The sequence below is a fragment of the Duganella sacchari genome (assembly GCF_900143065.1).
GTDB classification, from domain to species: Bacteria; Pseudomonadota; Gammaproteobacteria; order Burkholderiales; family Burkholderiaceae_D; genus Rugamonas; species Rugamonas sacchari.
In genome coordinates this window covers 785,820-802,783 of sequence record NZ_FRCX01000001.1, presented here as the reverse complement: position 1 = coordinate 802,783, position 16,964 = coordinate 785,820, and the positions used below count along the sequence as shown (strand labels likewise).

The window sequence follows — 16,964 nt, the reverse complement described above, 5'->3', positions numbered from 1 at the left end:
AACCACGCAGCAGGCAGACCCCATGGCAGAAGATAGCGACGCCGAAAAGACCGAACCCGCGTCAGCGAAGCGCCTCGAGCAGGCGCGAGAAGAAGGCGACGTGCCCCGATCGCGGGAAGTGGCGACGTTTACCGTGCTGATGGCGGCTGGCGCCGGTCTGTGGATGACCAGCGATGGCTTGATACGCCAGTTGCAGGCTGTGCTGGTGTCCGGGCTCAAGCTCGACCAGGAGCAAATCTTCAATGCCGACGTGCTGTTCCACCGCATCGCCGTCGATGTGGTGCAGGTGCTGATCGCCTGCCTGCCGCTGGGGGTGGCGGTCATGGTGGTCGCGCTGGCCTCGCCCATGCTGGTCGGCGGCTGGCTGTTCAGCGCCAAGGCGTTTACCCCCAATTTCAACAAGCTCAATCCCATCAGCGGCATCAGCAATATGATTTCGACCAATGCGCTGGTCGAGCTGCTCAAGGCGCTGCTGAAAACCATCGTGGTCGGCTTTGTGGCCTGGCTGGTGGTGCTCAAGTACAAGGACGCCGTGATCGGCCTGTCGCTGGAACCGCTCAAGCTGGGCATCGGCCACACGCTGAACATGCTGGCGGCCGCGTTCATGTTCATCGTTGGCGCGCTGGGCCTGATTGCGGCCATCGACGGTCCGTACCAGATGTGGCACTACGCCAACAAGCTGAAGATGACGCGCCAGGAGCTGATCCAGGAATCCAAGGAATCGGACGGCAATCCTCAGATCAAGGGCAAGATCCGCCAGCTGCAGCGCGAGATGGCCAAGCGCCGCATGATGGCCGACGTGCCGACCGCCGACGTGGTGGTCACCAACCCGACCCACTACGCGGTGGCGCTGAAGTACAACGACAATATGCGCGGCGCACCAAAAGTGGTGGCCAAGGGGACCGACGAAGTGGCGGCCAAGATCCGCGAAATCGCCAAGGAGCACAAGGTCGCCATGCTGGAAGCGCCGGCGCTGGCGCGTGCGCTGCACAAGCACACCGAGATCGGCGACGAGATCCCGGAACAGCTGTACGCGGCGGTAGCCGAGGTGCTGGCGTACGTGTTCCAGCTGCGCGTGTTCAACCGCGGCGATGGCAACCGTCCCGACGTGCCGAAGAAACTCGACGTGCCGCCAACCATGGACCCATTGGACCCGGCCTTCATCCCCAAGCACGGCAAGCAACCAGATTTGAATAACGGAGCATCTGCATGAACGCCCTCAGCAACGTGAAGCTACCGCCATGGCTGCAAGGCCTGGCCTCGTCGCAGAACAAGGCCAGCCTGGCGGCGCCTATCCTGATCGTCATGCTGCTGGCCATGATGATCCTGCCGCTGCCCGCGTTCGTGCTGGATTTGTTCTTCAGCTTTAATATCGCGCTGTCGGTGATCGTGCTGCTGACTTCGCTATACACGGTGAAGCCGCTGGACTTCATGTCCTTCCCGACGATTCTGCTGGTGTCCACCATGCTGCGCCTGTCGCTGAACGTGGCGTCCACGCGCGTGGTGCTGACCGAAGGCCATACTGGCGCGGATGCGGCCGGTAAAGTGATCGAGGCGTTTGGCCACTTCCTGATCGGCGGTAACTACACCGTCGGTATCGTGGTGTTCGTGATTCTGACCATCATCAACTTCGTGGTCGTGACCAAGGGCGCGGGCCGTATTGCCGAGGTGGGCGCACGTTTCGCCCTGGATGCCATGCCGGGTAAGCAGATGGCGATTGACGCCGACCTCAACGCCGGCCTGATCGGCGAAGCGGAAGCGAAGAAGCGCCGTAGCGAAGTGTCGATGGAAGCGGAATTCTACGGCGCGATGGACGGTGCCAGCAAGTATGTGCGCGGTGACGCGGTCGCCGGTATTCTGGTGACGGTAATTAACGTGGTGGGTGGCCTGCTGGTCGGCGTGCTGCAGCACGATATGGCGTTTGGCGATGCGACCAAGAACTACACCATGCTGGCCATCGGTGACGGCCTGGTGGCCCAGATCCCGTCGCTGGTGATTTCGATTGCTGCCGGTATCGTGGTGTCGCGCGTGGCCAGCGACCAGGACATTGGTGCGCAGCTGGTGGGCGAGCTGTTTGCCAAGCCGGAAGTGCTGTACATCACGGCCGGTATCATCGGCGGCATGGGGCTGATCCCCGGCATGCCCAACCTGGTGTTTCTGCTGCTGGCCGCCAGCCTCGGCGGTTCGGCCTATCTGATGTCCAAGAAAAAAGTGCAGAAGGTTGCGGCTGAGACGGCTGCGGCGGAAGCGGCGGCGCCGGCAGCGGCGGCCGCTGCCGAGCAGGAGGAGGCCAGCTGGCAGGACGTGATGCCGGTCGATACGCTGGGCCTGGAAGTGGGCTATCGCCTGATTCCGCTGGTGGACAAAACCCAGGGCGGCGAACTGCTCAAGCGCATCAAGGGTATCCGCAAGAAATTCGCGCAGGAGGTCGGCTTCCTGGCGCCGCCGGTGCACATCCGCGACAATCTGGAATTGAAGCCATCGGCCTACCGCATCACGCTCAAGGGCGTGGAAGTCGGCACGGGCGAAGCCTACAACGGCCAGTTCCTGGCGATTAATCCGGGCATGGCGACCGGCACCTTGCAGGGCATGGTGACCATCGATCCGGCGTTTGGCCTGCCAGCGGTGTGGATCGACGCCAATCTGCGCGACCAGGCGCAAGGCCTGGGCTATACCGTGGTGGATGCGGGCACGGTGGTGGCGACGCACTTGAATCACCTGATTACCACGCACGCTGCCGAGCTGCTGGGCCGTGGCGAAGTGCAGCAACTGCTGGACCATCTGAGCAAGGAAGCGCCCAAGCTGGTGGAAGACCTGGTGCCCAAGATGGTGTCGATCTCGACCTTGCAGAAGGTCTTGCAGAACCTGCTCATGGAGGGCGTGCACATCCGCGACATGCGCTCGATTATCGAAACCCTGGCCGAACACGCGGTGCACACGCAGGATGCCAACGACCTCACCGCGCTGGTGCGTATCGCGCTGGGCCGGGCGATTGTGCAGCAGCTGTTCCCGGGCGCCGCGGAACTGTCGGTGATGACGCTGGATAACCGTCTGGAACGCTTGCTGATGCAGGCGCTGCAGGCTAGCGGTCCCGATGGCGCCGGTATCGAGCCGGGCCTGGCGGACACCATCGCACAGCAGGCTCAGCAGGCGGCCGCGCAGCAGGAGGCGCTGGGCCTGACGCCGGTGCTGCTGGTGCCGGGACCCTTGCGTGCTTTGCTGTCGCGCTTCCTGCGCCGTTCCCTGCCGCAGCTGAAGGTGCTGTCGCATGCGGAGATCCCGGAAAGCAAAACCATCCGCGTCACCGCGCTGGTGGGACAGCAACCGGCTTAAGCTTGATCTAGCCATAGTCGTGTCCATGCAGGCGGCCTAGACTGCCTGAATGGACGACGACGACACGCCGTGGAAGGAAGTGATCACGCAGCACTTTCCAGACTTCATGGCTTTTTATTTTCCCGACGCGCATGCCGCGATCGACTGGTCGCGGCCGCATGATTTTCTGGATCAGGAACTGGCGGCGCTGTCGCGCGACGCCGTGTATGGCAAGCGCCTGCTGGACAAGCTGGTGCGCGTATTTCTGCGCGGCGGCGTCGAGCAGTGGGTGCTGGTGCATCTGGAGATACAAGCGCAGCATGATGCGGGATTTGCCGAGCGGGTTTTTACGTATCACTATCGCGTGTTTGACCGCTACCCGCGGCCGGTCGCCAGCCTGGCGCTGCTGGCCGATGACAGCCCGCGCTGGCGGCCTTCCTTGTTCGCCTACGATTTGCTGGGCTGCGAAATGAGCCTGGTTTTCCCTATCGTGAAGTTGCAGGATTACGCCCACCGTCTCGCGCAGTTGCTGGAGCATGCCAACCCGTTTGCGCTGGTCACGGCGGCGCATGTGCTCACGCAGAACACCCGGCAGCAGATGCATCGCCGGCGCCAGCTCAAATGGCGGCTGACCAAGCTACTGTACCAGCGTAACTGGGACAGGCAGCGTGTCATCGATTTGTTCCGCGTGATCGACTGGATGATGCATCTGCCGCCAGCGCTGGACGCGCGGCTGCGCAACGCCGTGTTGCAACTGGAGAGGAGACGGACTATGCCTTACATCACTTCCATTGAGCGTATCGGTATGGAGATGGGCCGCCAGGAAGGACGGCAGGAAGGCCGGGCCGAGGGGCGTGCTGAAATATTGCTTGAAGTGCTGGCCGCGCGCTTTGGCGGGCTGGCCAATACCGTGCAGGCACGGGTCGCCGTGGGCAGTGCCGAGCAGTTGTCGGCATGGGCGCGGCGCGCGGCCAGCGCCACCACGCTGGACGAGGTTTTCGGCGACTGAAATACGGCCCATTTCCACCCCTGTTCATCAGATCGTTTCCAGAGTGCATCGTCAATAATGGCACCATAGGAGTTAAGGCGTCTTGCATGGTAAGGCGCGCTACTCACAATGGTTCCCTTGAGAGACGGTCATGAACGTTAAAAAATTTACCGCACCGACTTCCCGCGAAGCGCTGCGCAAAGTCCGCGAATCGCTCGGCCCCGATGCCGTCATCCTGTCCAACCGCCAGTCGGATGGCGTGGTTGAAATCCTGGCCCTGGCCAATGATGACGCCGCTTCGCTGGCCATGCCTGCGCCGCATTCGCCGATGGCCGAACCGGCACCGTCGCTGGACCTGAGCACGGCGGTACCGTCCGCCCGCATCGAACCACGCTTTGAAGAAGAGTTGCCGCATATGTCGCCGGCCATGGCCGCCAAGCCGGCCAGCCTGCCGCCACAGCCGCAACGCCGCGTGGTCGCCTCGCATTCCTCGCTGGCCACCAAGGTTGCCGCCGCCGCGCCTGCACCCTCCGCACCAGCCGCACCGCAGCCGAAAGCCGCGCCGGCCATCGACGCCAGCCAGATCGCGGCCATGGTCAGCGCCGCCGTCGCCAGCGCCAAGGAATCGGCCGCCGTGGAAATGAGCGGCATGATGAGTGAAATCCGCGCCATGCGCGGCATGATGGAAACCCAGCTGGCGGAATTGTCCTGGGGCGCCACGCAAGCGCGCGAACCGCACAAGACCGCGGTGCTGCGCTCCATGCTGGCGGCCGGCTTCTCGGCCAGCCTGGCGCGCTACCTGATTGAAAAACTGCCGGCGGGCCGCGATGCCGCCGACAGCCTGCGCTGGATTAAAACCGTCCTCACGCGCAACCTGCAAACCATGGCCAACGAAGATGCGTTGATCGACCAGGGCGGCGTGTTTGCGCTGGTCGGCCCGACCGGCGTCGGCAAGACCACCAGCACCGCCAAGCTGGCCGCGCGCTGCGTGATGCGCCACGGCCCGGACAAGCTGGCGCTGATTACCACCGACGCCTACCGGATCGGCGCCCACGAGCAACTGCGCATCTACGGCAAGATCCTGGGCGTGATGGTGCACTCGGTCAAGGACGAAGCCGACCTGCGCATCGCCCTCAAGGAACTGAAAAACAAGCACACCGTGCTGATCGACACGGTCGGCGTCAGCCAGCGCGACCAGATGGTGACCGAGCAGGTTTCCATGCTGCAAGGCGCGGGCGCCAACGTCAAACGCCTGCTGTGCCTGAACGCGACCGCCACCCAGGAAACCCTGAGCGAAGTGGTGCGCGCCTACCAGGGCAGTGGCCTGGCCGGCTGCATCATGACCAAGCTCGACGAAGCGGCCGCCATCGGCAACGTGCTGGACGTGGTGATCCGCCAGAAGCTCAACCTGTTCTATGTCTCCAACGGCCAGCGCGTGCCGGAAGACCTGCACCTGGCCGACCCGGCCTACCTGATCGACCGCGCCTTCAAGCTCAAGCGCGACGTCGTCTACACCCAATATCTGGATGCAGAGCTGCCTCTGCTGATGAGCAACGACCATGGCCTGCGCGAGGTCCACCTTGGCTAACTTCAATTTCGACCAGGCGGAGGGACTCCGCCGCATGCTGGCGGGGCCGCAGCCCCGCATCGTCACCTTCCTGTCGGCCGCGCCGCAGGATGACAAGGGCTCCATGCTGGTCAACCTGGGCGCATCGCTGTCGCGCGCCGGCAATGATGTGCTGATCGTCGATGCCTGCGCCAGCGTGCATGGCGTGGCCTCGCGGCTCGGCGTCGATGGCGGCCACAGCCTGCTCAACGTGGCGCGCCAGGAATGCGGCCTGAACCAGGTGATCCACCAGGTGCCGCAGGGATTTGCGGTGGCGTCCATGACACGCGGCGCAGCGCGCTCCGGCCCGGACGAAACCCGGCGCCTGGCCAAAGCCTTTGATGTGCTGGCCAAACAGACCGGCATGGTGCTGGTCGATGGCGAATTTGATGGCGACGCGTTCCCGGTGCCCATCATGGCCAGCTCGGACATCGTGGTACAAGTGTCCAATAGCGCTACCTCGATCAAGGCTGCCTACAGTATGATTAAGCGCTTGAACCAGGAACTGGGCCGCCGGCCGTTCGGAATCCTGGTCACGGGTGCTTCCGAAGCCGAAGCCAAGGTGGTTTACGATAATATGGCACAGGCGGCAAGCCGATATCTTGCTGTCAACCTGGTTTCCATGGGGTCCGTGCCTGCGGACGAGTATCTGCAACGCGCTGCGCGCTTGGGGCGCGCGGTGGTAGATGCGTTTCCGCTGGCTGGGGCCTCGGTCGCGTTTCGTCAACTGGCGGGGCGCTTTGCGCTGGGGAGTAGTGGGCAACTCAGCGCTTAATTCATAAAAATTATTCGAATGTACACGGTAAAAGGGAAAGCGGACAAGGATACTTTGCTGACGGAGCACATGCCGTTGGTCAAGCGCCTGGCCCACCACATGAAGGCGAAACTGCCACCCAGCGTCGAAGTCGACGATCTGGTGCAAGCTGGAATGATCGGCCTGCTAGACGCCATCAGCCGTTACGAAGAAACGCACGGCGCGCAATTTGAAACCTATGCGGTGCTGCGCATCCGCGGCGCCATGCTCGATGAGCTGCGCAATAGCGACTGGCTGCCGCGCTCGCTGCGGCAAAACATGCGCAAGGTCGAGGCCGCAATGTCCACCTTGCAGCAGCGTCTGGGCCGCCCGCCCAGCGAATCGGAAGTGGCCAAGTCGCTCAAGCTGTCGCTGGCCGACTACCAGGAAATGCTGGGCGATGGTGGCGGCCACCAGCTGGTTTATTACGAGGATTTTCACGACGACGACGGCAACGACAGCTTCCTCGACCGTTATGCGTCGGATGACGAGGCCGATCCGCTGCGGTCACTGCTGGACGGCGACTTCCGCCAGGCCGTGATCGATGCCATCGATGCGCTGCCGGACCGGGAGCGCATGCTGATGGGCCTGTATTACGAAGAGGAGCTTAACTTGAAAGAAATCGGCGCCGTCATGGGTGTGTCGGAATCGCGCGTATCGCAATTGCATACGCAAGCCGTGGCACGCCTGCGTGCCTCACTTCGGGAGCGGTCTTGGACTGGGCCAGCGTAGCCGGGGTCTTGCTGGCGCTGACCGGCATCATCATCGGCCAGACGCTGGAAGGCGGCAAGCTCGCTTCGCTGTTGCAACCGGCGGCGTTTGCCATCGTGGTCATCGGCACGGTGGGCGCGGTGCTGCTGCAAACCCGATTCAAAACCTTTGTGCGTGGCCTGCAGATGCTGCGGCTGGTGTTTACGCCGCCGCCGGATACGCGCGCCGCACTGGCACGCGACATCAACGCCTGGAACCTGGCGGCGCGCCGCGACGGCCTGCTGTCGCTGGAGCGCTACATGCTTGCCTCCAAGGACAAGTTCAACACCAAGGGCCTGCGCCTGATCGTCGATGGCATCGCGCCGGACAAGCTGCGCCAGCTGCTGGACACGGAAATTACCGCCTACGAAACGGAAGAGCGCCAGGCCGTGCGTATCTGGGAGTCGGCGGCTGGCTATTCGCCCACCATCGGCATCCTGGGCGCCGTGCTCGGGCTGGTGCATGTGATGGAAAACCTCACCGACCCGAACAAGCTGGGCGCCGGCATTGCGGTGGCGTTTGTCTCGACGATTTACGGCGTCGGCCTGGCCAACCTGCTGTTCTATCCCATTGCCAACAAGCTCAAGGCGATCGTCACGCAAGCCGTGCACCAGCAGGAGATCGCCGCTGCCGTGTTCTACGACATTGCCACGGGCGACCACACGCGTGTGATCGACGAGCGCATCGCCACGCTGATGCGGGAGCATTGAGATGCAATACCGTCGCGCCCGCAGGAAGTTCGACGATGAGCCGGAAAACCACGAACGCTGGCTGATTTCCTATTCCGACTTCATCACGCTGCTGTTTGCGTTCTTTGTGGTGATGTACGCGATTTCCGCAGTCAACATCGGCAAGTACAAGATTTTTTCGGATGCGCTGGGCGATGCGTTTGGCGGCAAGGGCGCGGCGCAGCCGACCAACACCGAAGTGCCCAACCTGCCGATTCCCAATCCCGCCCTCAAGCGCCGCAATGAATTGCTGCGCAAGGAAAAGGAGCAGATGACCAAGCTGGCGCAGGACCTGTTGTCCACCATGGCGCCGCTGGTCAAGGAGGGCAAGGTGCGGGTGACGCAGAACAGCCGTGGCGTCAGTGTCGAAATCAATGCCTCGGTGCTGTTTGATCCGGGCGATGCGCGCCTGATGCCGGAATCGGTGGAGGCGCTGCGCGCCGTCGCCGCGCTGCTCAAGATCGACAGCCATAAGGTGCAGGTGGAAGGCCATACGGACAATCAGCCGATCGCCAATACCCGCTTCCCGTCCAACTGGGAACTGTCGGCCGTGCGGGCCAGCAGCGTGGTGCGCCTGTTCATTGACGCAGGGGTGGCGCCGGAACGGCTCACCGCCGTGGGCTTCAGTGCCAATGAGCCGGTGGCCGCCAACGACACGCCTGTCAACCGGGCGCGCAACCGCCGCGTGGCGGTGACCATTCTCTCGGGCCTCCCCGACCCGGCTACTGAACTGCCCACCCAGTAAAGCAAAGGGTCGGACCCCGTGCGGGGTCCGACCCTGCTATGTGACGTGCGGGGGAATCAGCCAGCCAGGAAGCCGCGGCTGCGCGGCACAGCGGTGGAAATACCGCCTGGGCCATAGAAGCTGTTCGGGGTTTGGCCTTGCGGACGCAGCGCCTGCAGCGCGCTTTGCGCATGCCCCATCTGCTTGTTGATCAGCATGCCGTTGACGCGGTTGAGTTCCTTGGCTTCCCGCGTGTGCTGCAACAGCGCTGTCCACAGCGTGGCAGACTCTGGCTGCGCGTCGCCGCTGGCGGCAATCCACGCGTCCATGCCGGCTTCTTCAGCAGGAAAGCCGCATTTGCCCAGCGAGCGGTGACGTTGCGCCGACAACAGGGTCATCTGCGTGACCAGCGCGGTCTTGCGGGTGGTGACGGCCGACAGGCCATCAATTTCCGCCGTCACCAGCAGTTGCTGTTCCTGGCGCAGCACATCCAGCAGGGTGGACATGATGTGGGCTTCTTCGCGCAGGCTGTTCAGCGGGGTGACGGTGGTCATGATTATCCTATCGTTTTCTTGAGTGCAGCAGATCCTTGACGGTATCCAGCAAGCCATCCGCTACTTTTTCCGAGTTGACCTGGAACTGGCCATCGGCAATTGCCAATTTGATGCGTTCGACTTTTTTGGTGTCAAACACGGCATTGGCGCCGCTGGCAGAACTGGCCGCCATGGCCTGGCCTTGCGGCGACAGGCGTACATTGTCCGACGCGATATTGGCCGGTGCTGCTTCGGCTGCCTTGTCTGCGCCGCGCGCGGTGGAACCGGTCGCTGCAGGCGTGGATGGCAAGCCGGGCGTGCTCTTGAGTGTATCGTTAATTTTCACAGCATTTCCTTCTCAGCTAGGAGTGCGAAACTCCGGGATCTGAGTCGGTAACGGCGGCTAGTCCGGAAACTTTAGCTGGAACCAGGCGCCTGTTGCTCAAAATGCTACCTCGACCAGTCCGCCACTCTTGGCGATGCCGGTAATCTGCTGGCCGTTGCCGGTTTTCACCTGCACGACCTGGCCGTCACCGGCCGTGCTCATGGCGCGGCCTTCGGCCGAGACACTGAAACCATTGCCGCTGGATACTAACCGCACCAGCTGGCCGGATTGCACCACCGGCTTGCTGCGCAACGTATCCAGGCGCAGCGGCGTGCCGGGCGGCAGCGACACCATGGCGCTACGGCCCACCACCTGGCTGGCATCGGTGGCTATCCCCGGCGGCAACATTGTCAAATCACCCTTGAGGGTGGTGAGCTGGTTAGCGTCGATGGGCTGGCCTTGCACCAGCGGCGCGGCAGCGGCGAGATATTCGCCCACCACCATCACATTGGCTTGAATATAGACCGTCCAAGTGGAAGGTGTCGCACAGCGCACGCCCACCGTGGTTTTGCCCCAGGCGCGCGCGCCGGGCATAAAGAAAGCTTGTGGATCGGGGCAGGCGGCCAGGCTCATGCGTGGGTCGATGGCGCCCACGGTGACCGTGACTTCGCCCGGCAGGCCGCCAGCCTGCACCTGCAGGAACTGTTCGACGGTGCGCTTGATGACCGCCACATCCTGGCGTCCCGCCTGGGCGGCGGCGCCGGTGCTGAACGTGGCGGCCAGCAGTGTGGTAACAAGTAAGCGTGATTTCATGGCGTCGGTTTCCCCTTCAATATTGCCATCATAGTCGGGCGGACTAAACTCGAAGCGTGGAATAAGCCCCAAAACCGGGTGCTTATCGTTTGATGGTTGCGCCCGGCAACTCCGTATCATCGACTCTGTCATCAATGTGGAAGGGGAGCGCATCATGCTCGGCAGCAAGTTAGACGATTACCTGCGGTTCAACGAGACCTCGCTGAGTCTGCGCTCGCAGCGTCAGACCGTGCTCGCTTCCAATATGGCCAATGCGGACACGCCCAACTACAAGGCGCGCGATATCGACTTCAGCAGCGCGATGCAGGCCGCGCTGGACAAAGCCAATCCCGACGCCCAGCAAACGCTGCGCACCACCGCCAGCAAGCATTACCCCAACCCTCAGCAAGACGCCGGTACGCTGGCCGATGGCACGCCGCTGCTGTACCGCGGCGTGATCCAGGGCGCGGTGGACGGCAACACGGTGGACATGGATGTGGAACGCAACCAGTTCGCCGATAACGCCATCCGCTATGAAGCCGGCATTACCGCCATCAACGCCCAGATCAAGTCGATGATGGCGGCGATCCAGTCAGGGAGCTAATCATGTCGCTGTTTAATATTTTCAATGTTTCCGGTTCGGCCATGAGCGCGCAGGCGCAGCGCCTGAACGTGGTGGCCTCCAACCTGGCCAATGCCGACAGCGCCACCAGCGCCAGCGGCGAAGCCTACCGCGCGCGCCAGGTGGTGTTTGAGGCGCAGACGCCTACCGATGGCGGCACTGCCACCGGCGTGCGCGTCAAGCAGGTGGTGGAAGACCAGTCGCCGATGAAGATGATGTATGACCCCAAGCATCCTGCCGCCGACGAGAACGGCTACGTCACCATGCCCAACGTGAATGTGGTGGATGAGATGGTCAACATGCTGTCGGCCTCGCGTTCCTACCAGACCAACGTGGAAACCATGAACGCAGCCAAGACGCTGCTGTTGAAAACCCTGACCATCGGTCAATCCTAATTAAAAGCAAGAGGTCATCATGGCTATTACCGGCGGCATTATCGATACGCCCAAGGCGGCAACCACCAACAGCACCACCAGCACGTCCAGCAGCACCAGTTCGACCAGCACCAACAGCGTGCAGGCGGACCAGGACAAGTTCATGAAACTGCTGGTGACCCAGCTGCAAAACCAGGATCCGCTGAATCCGATGGACAACGCGGCCATGACCAGCCAGCTGGCCCAGCTGTCGACCGTGACCGGCATCAACAAGGTCAACGCCACGCTGGATTCGCTGCGCACCGACATGGCCAGCGCCAACTCGCAAAGCGCGATCAACCTGATCGGCAAGGGCGTGCTGGTGGCGGGCAAGGGCATCGACCTGTCGACCTCGACCGACGCGGCCGGCAAGACCACCAGCACCAGCGTGTTTGGCATCGACCTGGCCACTGCGGCCGCCAATGTCAGTATCGCGATCCAGGACAGCACCGGCAAGACCGTGCGCACCATGAGCCTGGCCAATGCGGACATCGGCACCTATCCGATCACCTGGGATGGCCTGATGGACGACAAGACCACCACGGCGCCAGCCGGCAAGTACACCTTTACTGTCACCGCCCAGAACGGCAGCACCACGCTGACCGATGCCACGCCATTGCAGTTGGCGGCCGTGGCCAGCGTGTCGACCGGCAGCGGCGGTGTCAAATTGAATACGTCACTCGGCCATTTCAGCATGAGCGATGTGAAAGAAGTTTTGTAAGCAGTCATTACCAATAGGGGAATACCATGTTCCAACAAGGACTGAGCGGCTTGAATGCTGCATCCAAATCGCTGGACGTCATTGGCAATAACATTGCCAATGCCAGCACGGTGGGCTTCAAAGCGTCGCAAGCGCAGTTTGCCGACCTGTATGCCAATTCGCTCAACGGCGTGTCCGGCAACAACCCGGGTATCGGTGTGACGGTTTCCAAGCTGGCGCAGCAGTTCAGCCAAGGGAATATTGAAACCTCCGCCAATCCGCTGGACGTGGCGATCAATGGTGGCGGCTTCTTCCGTGAAGTGGTGAATGGCGCGGTGCAGTACTCGCGTAACGGCCAGTTCCACGAAGACGCCACCCACACGCTGGTCAACGCCCAGGGCGCGCAGCTGACCGGCTACCTGTCCAACACGGCCGGCGTGATCCAGCTGGGTTCGCCAGTGCCGCTGACGCTGGACAAGTCCGACCTGACGCCGGTGCAAACCAGCGAAGCCAACTTCCAGATGAACTTGAGCTCGGCTGAAAAAGTGCCTGCTACCGTGCCGTTTGATGCGAACGATCCGACCAGCTACAACAAGCAAACCGTGCTGAACGTATACGATAGCCTGGGTACCGCGCATATCATGACGACCTACTACGTCAAAACCGATGCCAACACTTGGGACGTGTATGCTGCTGCGGATAACAAGGAAATTGTGTCTGCTAGCGTAGCTGCTGCCGTTAATGCTGACCCAGCAGCCAAGCAAGCGCGTTCAGACTACAATGATCGAGTCCGCGATACCCCGCCCGATCCAGCGTTGATTGCACAGGCGGCTTTTAACTACGCGAACGCTGCGTTTGGTGCCATGAATACGGCCGCCAGCACGCCGCCAGCTGCTGCTACTCAGGCTCAGCTTGACGCGCTGCAGGCCGCCTTCACCGCGCTCGACCCGACCTCCAGCGGCTCCATTACCGGCATGAACCCTGACCAGATCAGCGCCAAGCTGGCCGCTGCCATTACCGTGCCAGCAGTCAAGGCCGGTACACTGCTGTTCACCAAGAGCGGTGCGCTGGATCCGCAGGCCATGGCGCTGATGCAGCCAACCCCGCAAACCCTGCCATTCCAGATCCAGCTGCCGATTTTCCCGGACACCGGCGCACAGCAACCACTGACCGTGGCCACCACGTTTGACAAGACCACTCAGTACGGCAGCGTGACCAACGACCTGGGCTCGACCCAGAACGGCTACTCGGCCGGTTCCTGGCAGCGTTACTCGATCGATGCCAACGGCATCATCCTGGGCCAGTACAGCAACGGTAAATCGCGCGCCATGGGCCAGATCGCCATGGCCAACTTTGCCAGCGTCGATGGCCTGACCCCGCTCGGTAACAATGCGTGGGCGGAAAGCTCGGCATCGGGTCCACCAACCATCGGCGTACCGAATGCGGGTTCGATGGGCGGCTTGCGTTCGAATGCGGTGGAAAATTCCAACACCGACCTCACAGCCGAACTGGTTAACATGATCACTGCGCAGCGCGTCTACCAGGCCAATGCGCAAACCATCAAGACCGAGGATTCGATCCTGCAAACGCTGGTCAACCTGCGTTAATCGGGTAAGCCATGGACCGTCTCGTCTATACCGCGATGACCGGTGCGCGCCACGTGATGGAGCAGCAAGCCACCGTGTCGAACAACCTGGCCAACGCCACCACCACCGGCTTCCGCGCCCAGCTGGATTCCTTCCGCGCGGTACCGGTGGTGTCGGAGGGCTTGCCCACGCGCGCCTTTGTGGTCGATTCCACGGTCGGCTCGGACTTCCGTGCCGGCCCGATCGAAACCACGGGCCGCGCGCTGGACATCGCCATCCGCGACCAGGGCTGGATCGCGGTGCAGTCGGCGGACGGTTCGGAAGCCTACACCCGCAACGGCAGCCTCAAGATCAACGAAAACGGCATCCTGCAAACCACCAGCGGCCAGACCATCGTCGGTGACGGTGGTCCGATCGCGGTGCCGCCGGATACCAAGATCACGATTGCCAGCGATGGCACGGTCAGCGTCATCAACGGCAACTATGCGCCCGGCCCCAGCAACACGCTTGGCCGTATCAAGCTGGTCAATCCCGACACCAAGGGCTTGCTGCGCGGCGATGATGGACTGTTCCGCCAGGCCAGCGGCGCGGTGGCGGACAACGACCCCAATGTGCGCGTGGTCGACGGCGCAGTGGAGGGCAGCAACGTCAATCCCGTGGACTCCATGGTCAACATGATCAGTCTGGCAAGGCAGTTTGAAATGCAAATGAGCCTGATGAAGAACGCCGAGAATAACGCCGCAAAAGCCACTCAGATCCTCGCACTTAGTTAATTAAAAAGGCCCTGATAGCAATGCTATCAGGGCCTTTTTAAATCAATTAATTATTATAAGTTCACTGTAACAGGTACTGGACTGTAAGTCGTTGTGCCGGTTCCCAGTTGTCCCGAAGTCGCTTGACCGAAGCACTTGACAGTTCCACTTTCTAATAGAGCGCATGAATGACTACTTCCCATGGCGAGCGAAGTAATTTTTTCATTGAGCCCGATAACATCAGACGCGGACTCATAAGGTAGCGCTCGACCATTGCCTAATTGTCCAACGCCGTTTTTTCCCCAGCATTGAGCACCACCAACTGCGGTGATAACACACGAATGCATATACCCGGTAACTACGGATACAGCATCGCCACGAAGTCCTGGAACAACAGTCGGAGTCAGGAAAATTCCAGCATCGCTCCCGGTAGGGCTAAAACCTAAAGATCCGAAAAGATTGCTTCCCCAGCAGAGAGTGGTATGATCAGTTTTAACTGCACAGCTATGGTACATACTCGCGGATGTGGACAGAACATTATTCGACAGCCCTAATACATAATTAGGAGCACCGTAAGTAGCTCCATCTGTTGCATCTTTAAATCCTAAACCCAGTTGGCCGTTCTTATTGTAGCCAAAGCACTTGGCCCCTCCATTCGTGTCGCGGTAGCAGGTGCTATATCCGTCGCCTCGTAATGCGACAACATCATTCATGCCTGCAGAATAGAGTAATACACTACTTTTGGTTGTCAAAGTATTTCGGTTCAACTGAGCGCTCGTATTTAGGCCCCAGCAGTAAATATTACCGTAGACGTCCAATACGCAGGCGTGATACATCCCTACAGTGAGAGATTTGGCTGCTCCCGTAGGAATTTGCACTGGAATAGGGGTTGTGCTCAACGCGATTTTGTTATTCCCTAACTGCAAATAATTGTTTTGCCCCCAGCAATAGACTGTTCCTGTTGAAGTAAGTGCACAGGTAAAGGTTTGTCCTCCGCCAATTGCTACGATTTTTTCATTGGATAATCCTTGAACCGTAACAGGAACCAGGCTGGCAACAGTTGTTCCGTTACCCAGTTGACCAAAACCATTTGATCCCCAACACTTAACTCCACCTTCGGCCAGCGCTGCGCATGAGTGAATAGCGCCTGCGCCTACTGCAACTGCAACTGCTGCATTTGAATTCGATGATGCAAAAATGAAGAAGAATATAATGCTTATTCTAGAAAGAATTTTTGACACGAAGTCAATAATGTTGTTTGATATTGTCATGGTGCTCCTTTTGTTTGGAGGGTTAATGGGATAATTAAAGTCTACACTATGTTTTTAAATAACTATATTATTTTAATTTTTAATATTTTGTTAAAAATAAGGGTGTTTTATTGATTCGTGGGTCGTTTGGACTGAGAGTGCTGAGATGACGTGTGCTCAGAATAGAGTGGGAAAAGGTGCTTAAACCTTCGCTTTGAGTTGACGTTTCCTCCTTCATACTGCTTGTATGGGGTGAACTATCGTTAGTGTTCATCAGGCATTTGGGAGAAAGATCATGATACGTTCGTTATGGATTGCCAAGACTGGCATGGAAGCGCAGCAGACGCAGATGGACGTGACGTCCCATAATCTGGCCAACGTCAGCACCAACGGGTTCAAGAAATCGCGCGCTGTCTTTGAAGATCTGCTGTACCAGAACATCCGCCAGCCAGGCGCGCAGTCGTCGCAACAGACCAACCTGCCGTCGGGCATGCAGCTCGGTACCGGTGTCCGCACCGTCGCTGTCGAGCGCATCCACACGCAGGGCAATCCCCAGTCCACCGGCAACGATAAAGACATCATGGTCAACGGCAGCGGTTTCTTTACCGTGCTGCTGCCAGATGGCACCACTGCCTACACGCGCGACGGTTCGTTCCAGCGCGATAACAACGGCCAGATGGTGACGTCGGAAGGCTTTGTGCTGCAACCGGCCATCACCATTCCGATCACCGCGCAATCGATTACGGTGGCGCGCGACGGCACCGTGTCGGTGAATATTGCCAATGCCAACGGCGCGACCAGCACCCAGCAGCTCGGCAGCCTGCAACTGGCCACCTTCATCAATCCGACCGGCCTGGAATCCAAGGGCGAGAACCTGTACGTAGAAACCACGGCCTCGGGCGCGCCACAGCAAAACACCCCGGGCACCAATGGCACCGGCACCATCCTGCAGGGCTATGTGGAAACCTCCAATGTCAATGTGGTGGAGGAGATGGTCAATATGATCCAGACCCAGCGTGCTTACGAGATCAATTCCAAGGCCATCACCACTTCCGACCAGATGCTGCAAAAACTGTCGCAGATGTAAGGA

At 60.6% G+C, this 16,964-nt stretch carries 18 protein-coding genes; 14 read left to right on the top strand and 4 right to left on the bottom strand.

Annotated features, from left to right (window positions below; translation table 11 throughout):
- The first annotated feature begins 22 nt into the window (after nucleotides 1–22).
- The 8 genes from flhB (at nucleotide 23) to motD (ending at nucleotide 8,922) form a co-directional block, all read left to right on the top strand.
- Nucleotides 23–1,213: a flagellar biosynthesis protein FlhB gene (gene flhB / locus BUA36_RS03755; RefSeq protein WP_072781443.1), complete on the top strand. Its 1,191-nt coding sequence runs from the start codon at nucleotides 23–25 to the stop codon at nucleotides 1,211–1,213.
- Nucleotides 1,210–3,333, top strand: coding sequence for a flagellar biosynthesis protein FlhA (flhA, locus tag BUA36_RS03750; RefSeq protein ID WP_072781442.1), 2,124 nt, complete (start codon nucleotides 1,210–1,212; stop codon nucleotides 3,331–3,333). The genes flhB and flhA overlap by 4 nt, the downstream gene beginning before the upstream one ends.
- Nucleotides 3,334–3,382: 49 nt before the next feature.
- Nucleotides 3,383–4,321, top strand: a complete 939-nt coding sequence (locus tag BUA36_RS03745) for an RpnC/YadD family protein (protein WP_072781440.1) — start codon at nucleotides 3,383–3,385, stop codon at nucleotides 4,319–4,321.
- A 130-nt stretch (nucleotides 4,322–4,451) separates the two neighbouring features.
- Entirely contained in the window at nucleotides 4,452–5,888 is a 1,437-nt protein-coding gene (gene flhF, locus BUA36_RS03740) for a flagellar biosynthesis GTPase FlhF (RefSeq protein ID WP_072781439.1), read from the top strand.
- Nucleotides 5,881–6,681 carry a MinD/ParA family ATP-binding protein gene (locus BUA36_RS03735; protein WP_072781437.1) on the top strand — a complete coding sequence of 267 codons (801 nt, stop codon included), beginning with the start codon at nucleotides 5,881–5,883 and terminating at the stop codon, nucleotides 6,679–6,681. Before flhF ends, BUA36_RS03735 begins: the two co-directional genes overlap by 8 nt.
- An 18-nt stretch (nucleotides 6,682–6,699) precedes the next feature.
- Nucleotides 6,700–7,431, top strand: coding sequence for an RNA polymerase sigma factor FliA (locus BUA36_RS03730; protein WP_072781435.1), 732 nt, complete (start codon nucleotides 6,700–6,702; stop codon nucleotides 7,429–7,431).
- Nucleotides 7,413–8,159 (top strand): flagellar motor protein, encoded by a 747-nt coding sequence (locus BUA36_RS03725; protein WP_072781433.1) that lies wholly within the window; start codon nucleotides 7,413–7,415, stop codon nucleotides 8,157–8,159. Before BUA36_RS03730 ends, BUA36_RS03725 begins: the two co-directional genes overlap by 19 nt.
- Nucleotide 8,160: 1 nt before the next feature.
- Complete coding sequence (gene motD / locus BUA36_RS03720; RefSeq protein ID WP_072781432.1) at nucleotides 8,161–8,922, top strand: flagellar motor protein MotD; 762 nt, start codon at nucleotides 8,161–8,163, stop codon at nucleotides 8,920–8,922.
- Nucleotides 8,923–8,978: 56 nt separating this feature from the next.
- Here motD and BUA36_RS03715 read toward each other — a convergent pair whose 3' ends face one another.
- From BUA36_RS03715 to flgA, 3 genes are all read right to left on the bottom strand, one after another.
- Nucleotides 8,979–9,455: a flagella synthesis protein FlgN gene (locus tag BUA36_RS03715; RefSeq protein ID WP_072781430.1), complete on the bottom strand. Its 477-nt coding sequence runs from the start codon at nucleotides 9,453–9,455 to the stop codon at nucleotides 8,979–8,981.
- Nucleotides 9,456–9,462: 7 nt separating this feature from the next.
- On the bottom strand, nucleotides 9,463–9,780 hold the full coding sequence (gene flgM / locus BUA36_RS03710; protein WP_072781428.1) for a flagellar biosynthesis anti-sigma factor FlgM: 318 nt from the start codon (nucleotides 9,778–9,780) through the stop codon (nucleotides 9,463–9,465).
- A gap of 96 nt (nucleotides 9,781–9,876) precedes the next feature.
- On the bottom strand, nucleotides 9,877–10,572 hold the full coding sequence (gene flgA, locus BUA36_RS03705; protein WP_072781427.1) for a flagellar basal body P-ring formation chaperone FlgA: 696 nt from the start codon (nucleotides 10,570–10,572) through the stop codon (nucleotides 9,877–9,879).
- Between the two features lie 154 nt (nucleotides 10,573–10,726).
- Between flgA and flgB the strand changes: the two genes are divergently transcribed.
- The 5 genes from flgB to flgF are packed head-to-tail and all read left to right on the top strand — an operon-like array spanning nucleotide 10,727 to nucleotide 14,645.
- Nucleotides 10,727–11,155 carry a flagellar basal body rod protein FlgB gene (gene flgB, locus BUA36_RS03700; protein ID WP_072781425.1) on the top strand — a complete coding sequence of 143 codons (429 nt, stop codon included), beginning with the start codon at nucleotides 10,727–10,729 and terminating at the stop codon, nucleotides 11,153–11,155.
- A gap of 2 nt (nucleotides 11,156–11,157) precedes the next feature.
- On the top strand, nucleotides 11,158–11,568 hold the full coding sequence (gene flgC / locus BUA36_RS03695; RefSeq protein WP_072781423.1) for a flagellar basal body rod protein FlgC: 411 nt from the start codon (nucleotides 11,158–11,160) through the stop codon (nucleotides 11,566–11,568).
- A gap of 19 nt (nucleotides 11,569–11,587) precedes the next feature.
- Nucleotides 11,588–12,307 carry a flagellar hook assembly protein FlgD gene (locus BUA36_RS03690; protein ID WP_072781417.1) on the top strand — a complete coding sequence of 240 codons (720 nt, stop codon included), beginning with the start codon at nucleotides 11,588–11,590 and terminating at the stop codon, nucleotides 12,305–12,307.
- A 26-nt stretch (nucleotides 12,308–12,333) separates the two neighbouring features.
- Nucleotides 12,334–13,893, top strand: a complete 1,560-nt coding sequence (locus tag BUA36_RS03685; protein ID WP_072781416.1) for a flagellar hook protein FlgE — start codon at nucleotides 12,334–12,336, stop codon at nucleotides 13,891–13,893.
- 11 nt (nucleotides 13,894–13,904) lie between these two features.
- Complete coding sequence (gene flgF / locus BUA36_RS03680) at nucleotides 13,905–14,645, top strand: flagellar basal-body rod protein FlgF (protein WP_072781414.1); 741 nt, start codon at nucleotides 13,905–13,907, stop codon at nucleotides 14,643–14,645.
- A gap of 53 nt (nucleotides 14,646–14,698) precedes the next feature.
- Here flgF and BUA36_RS03675 read toward each other — a convergent pair whose 3' ends face one another.
- Entirely contained in the window at nucleotides 14,699–15,895 is a 1,197-nt protein-coding gene (locus BUA36_RS03675) for an RCC1 domain-containing protein (protein ID WP_072781412.1), read from the bottom strand.
- Nucleotides 15,896–16,169: 274 nt separating this feature from the next.
- Here BUA36_RS03675 and flgG point away from each other — a divergent pair, with 274 nt between their 5' ends.
- Nucleotides 16,170–16,961: a flagellar basal-body rod protein FlgG gene (gene flgG, locus BUA36_RS03670; RefSeq protein WP_072781411.1), complete on the top strand. Its 792-nt coding sequence runs from the start codon at nucleotides 16,170–16,172 to the stop codon at nucleotides 16,959–16,961.
- Nucleotides 16,962–16,964 lie beyond the last annotated feature (3 nt).

Bases quoted from the DNA above. Each gene is read 5' to 3' on its own strand.
- BUA36_RS03730 (WP_072781435.1), top strand. From the start codon at position 6,700: ATGTACACGGTAAAAGGGAAAGCGGACAAGGATACTTTGCTGACGGAG.
- flhA (WP_072781442.1), top strand. From the start codon at position 1,210: ATGAACGCCCTCAGCAACGTGAAGCTACCGCCATGGCTGCAAGGCCTG.
- BUA36_RS03690 (WP_072781417.1), top strand. From the start codon at position 11,588: ATGGCTATTACCGGCGGCATTATCGATACGCCCAAGGCGGCAACCACC.
- flgC (WP_072781423.1), top strand. From the start codon at position 11,158: ATGTCGCTGTTTAATATTTTCAATGTTTCCGGTTCGGCCATGAGCGCG.
- BUA36_RS03685 (WP_072781416.1), top strand. From the start codon at position 12,334: ATGTTCCAACAAGGACTGAGCGGCTTGAATGCTGCATCCAAATCGCTG.
- flgB (WP_072781425.1), top strand. From the start codon at position 10,727: ATGCTCGGCAGCAAGTTAGACGATTACCTGCGGTTCAACGAGACCTCG.
- motD (WP_072781432.1), top strand. From the start codon at position 8,161: ATGCAATACCGTCGCGCCCGCAGGAAGTTCGACGATGAGCCGGAAAAC.
- BUA36_RS03745 (WP_072781440.1), top strand. From the start codon at position 3,383: ATGGACGACGACGACACGCCGTGGAAGGAAGTGATCACGCAGCACTTT.
- flgF (WP_072781414.1), top strand. From the start codon at position 13,905: ATGGACCGTCTCGTCTATACCGCGATGACCGGTGCGCGCCACGTGATG.
- flgA (WP_072781427.1), bottom strand. From the start codon at position 10,572: ATGAAATCACGCTTACTTGTTACCACACTGCTGGCCGCCACGTTCAGC.
- flhF (WP_072781439.1), top strand. From the start codon at position 4,452: ATGAACGTTAAAAAATTTACCGCACCGACTTCCCGCGAAGCGCTGCGC.
- flhB (WP_072781443.1), top strand. From the start codon at position 23: ATGGCAGAAGATAGCGACGCCGAAAAGACCGAACCCGCGTCAGCGAAG.
- BUA36_RS03675 (WP_072781412.1), bottom strand. From the start codon at position 15,895: ATGACAATATCAAACAACATTATTGACTTCGTGTCAAAAATTCTTTCT.
- flgG (WP_072781411.1), top strand. From the start codon at position 16,170: ATGATACGTTCGTTATGGATTGCCAAGACTGGCATGGAAGCGCAGCAG.
- BUA36_RS03715 (WP_072781430.1), bottom strand. From the start codon at position 9,455: ATGACCACCGTCACCCCGCTGAACAGCCTGCGCGAAGAAGCCCACATC.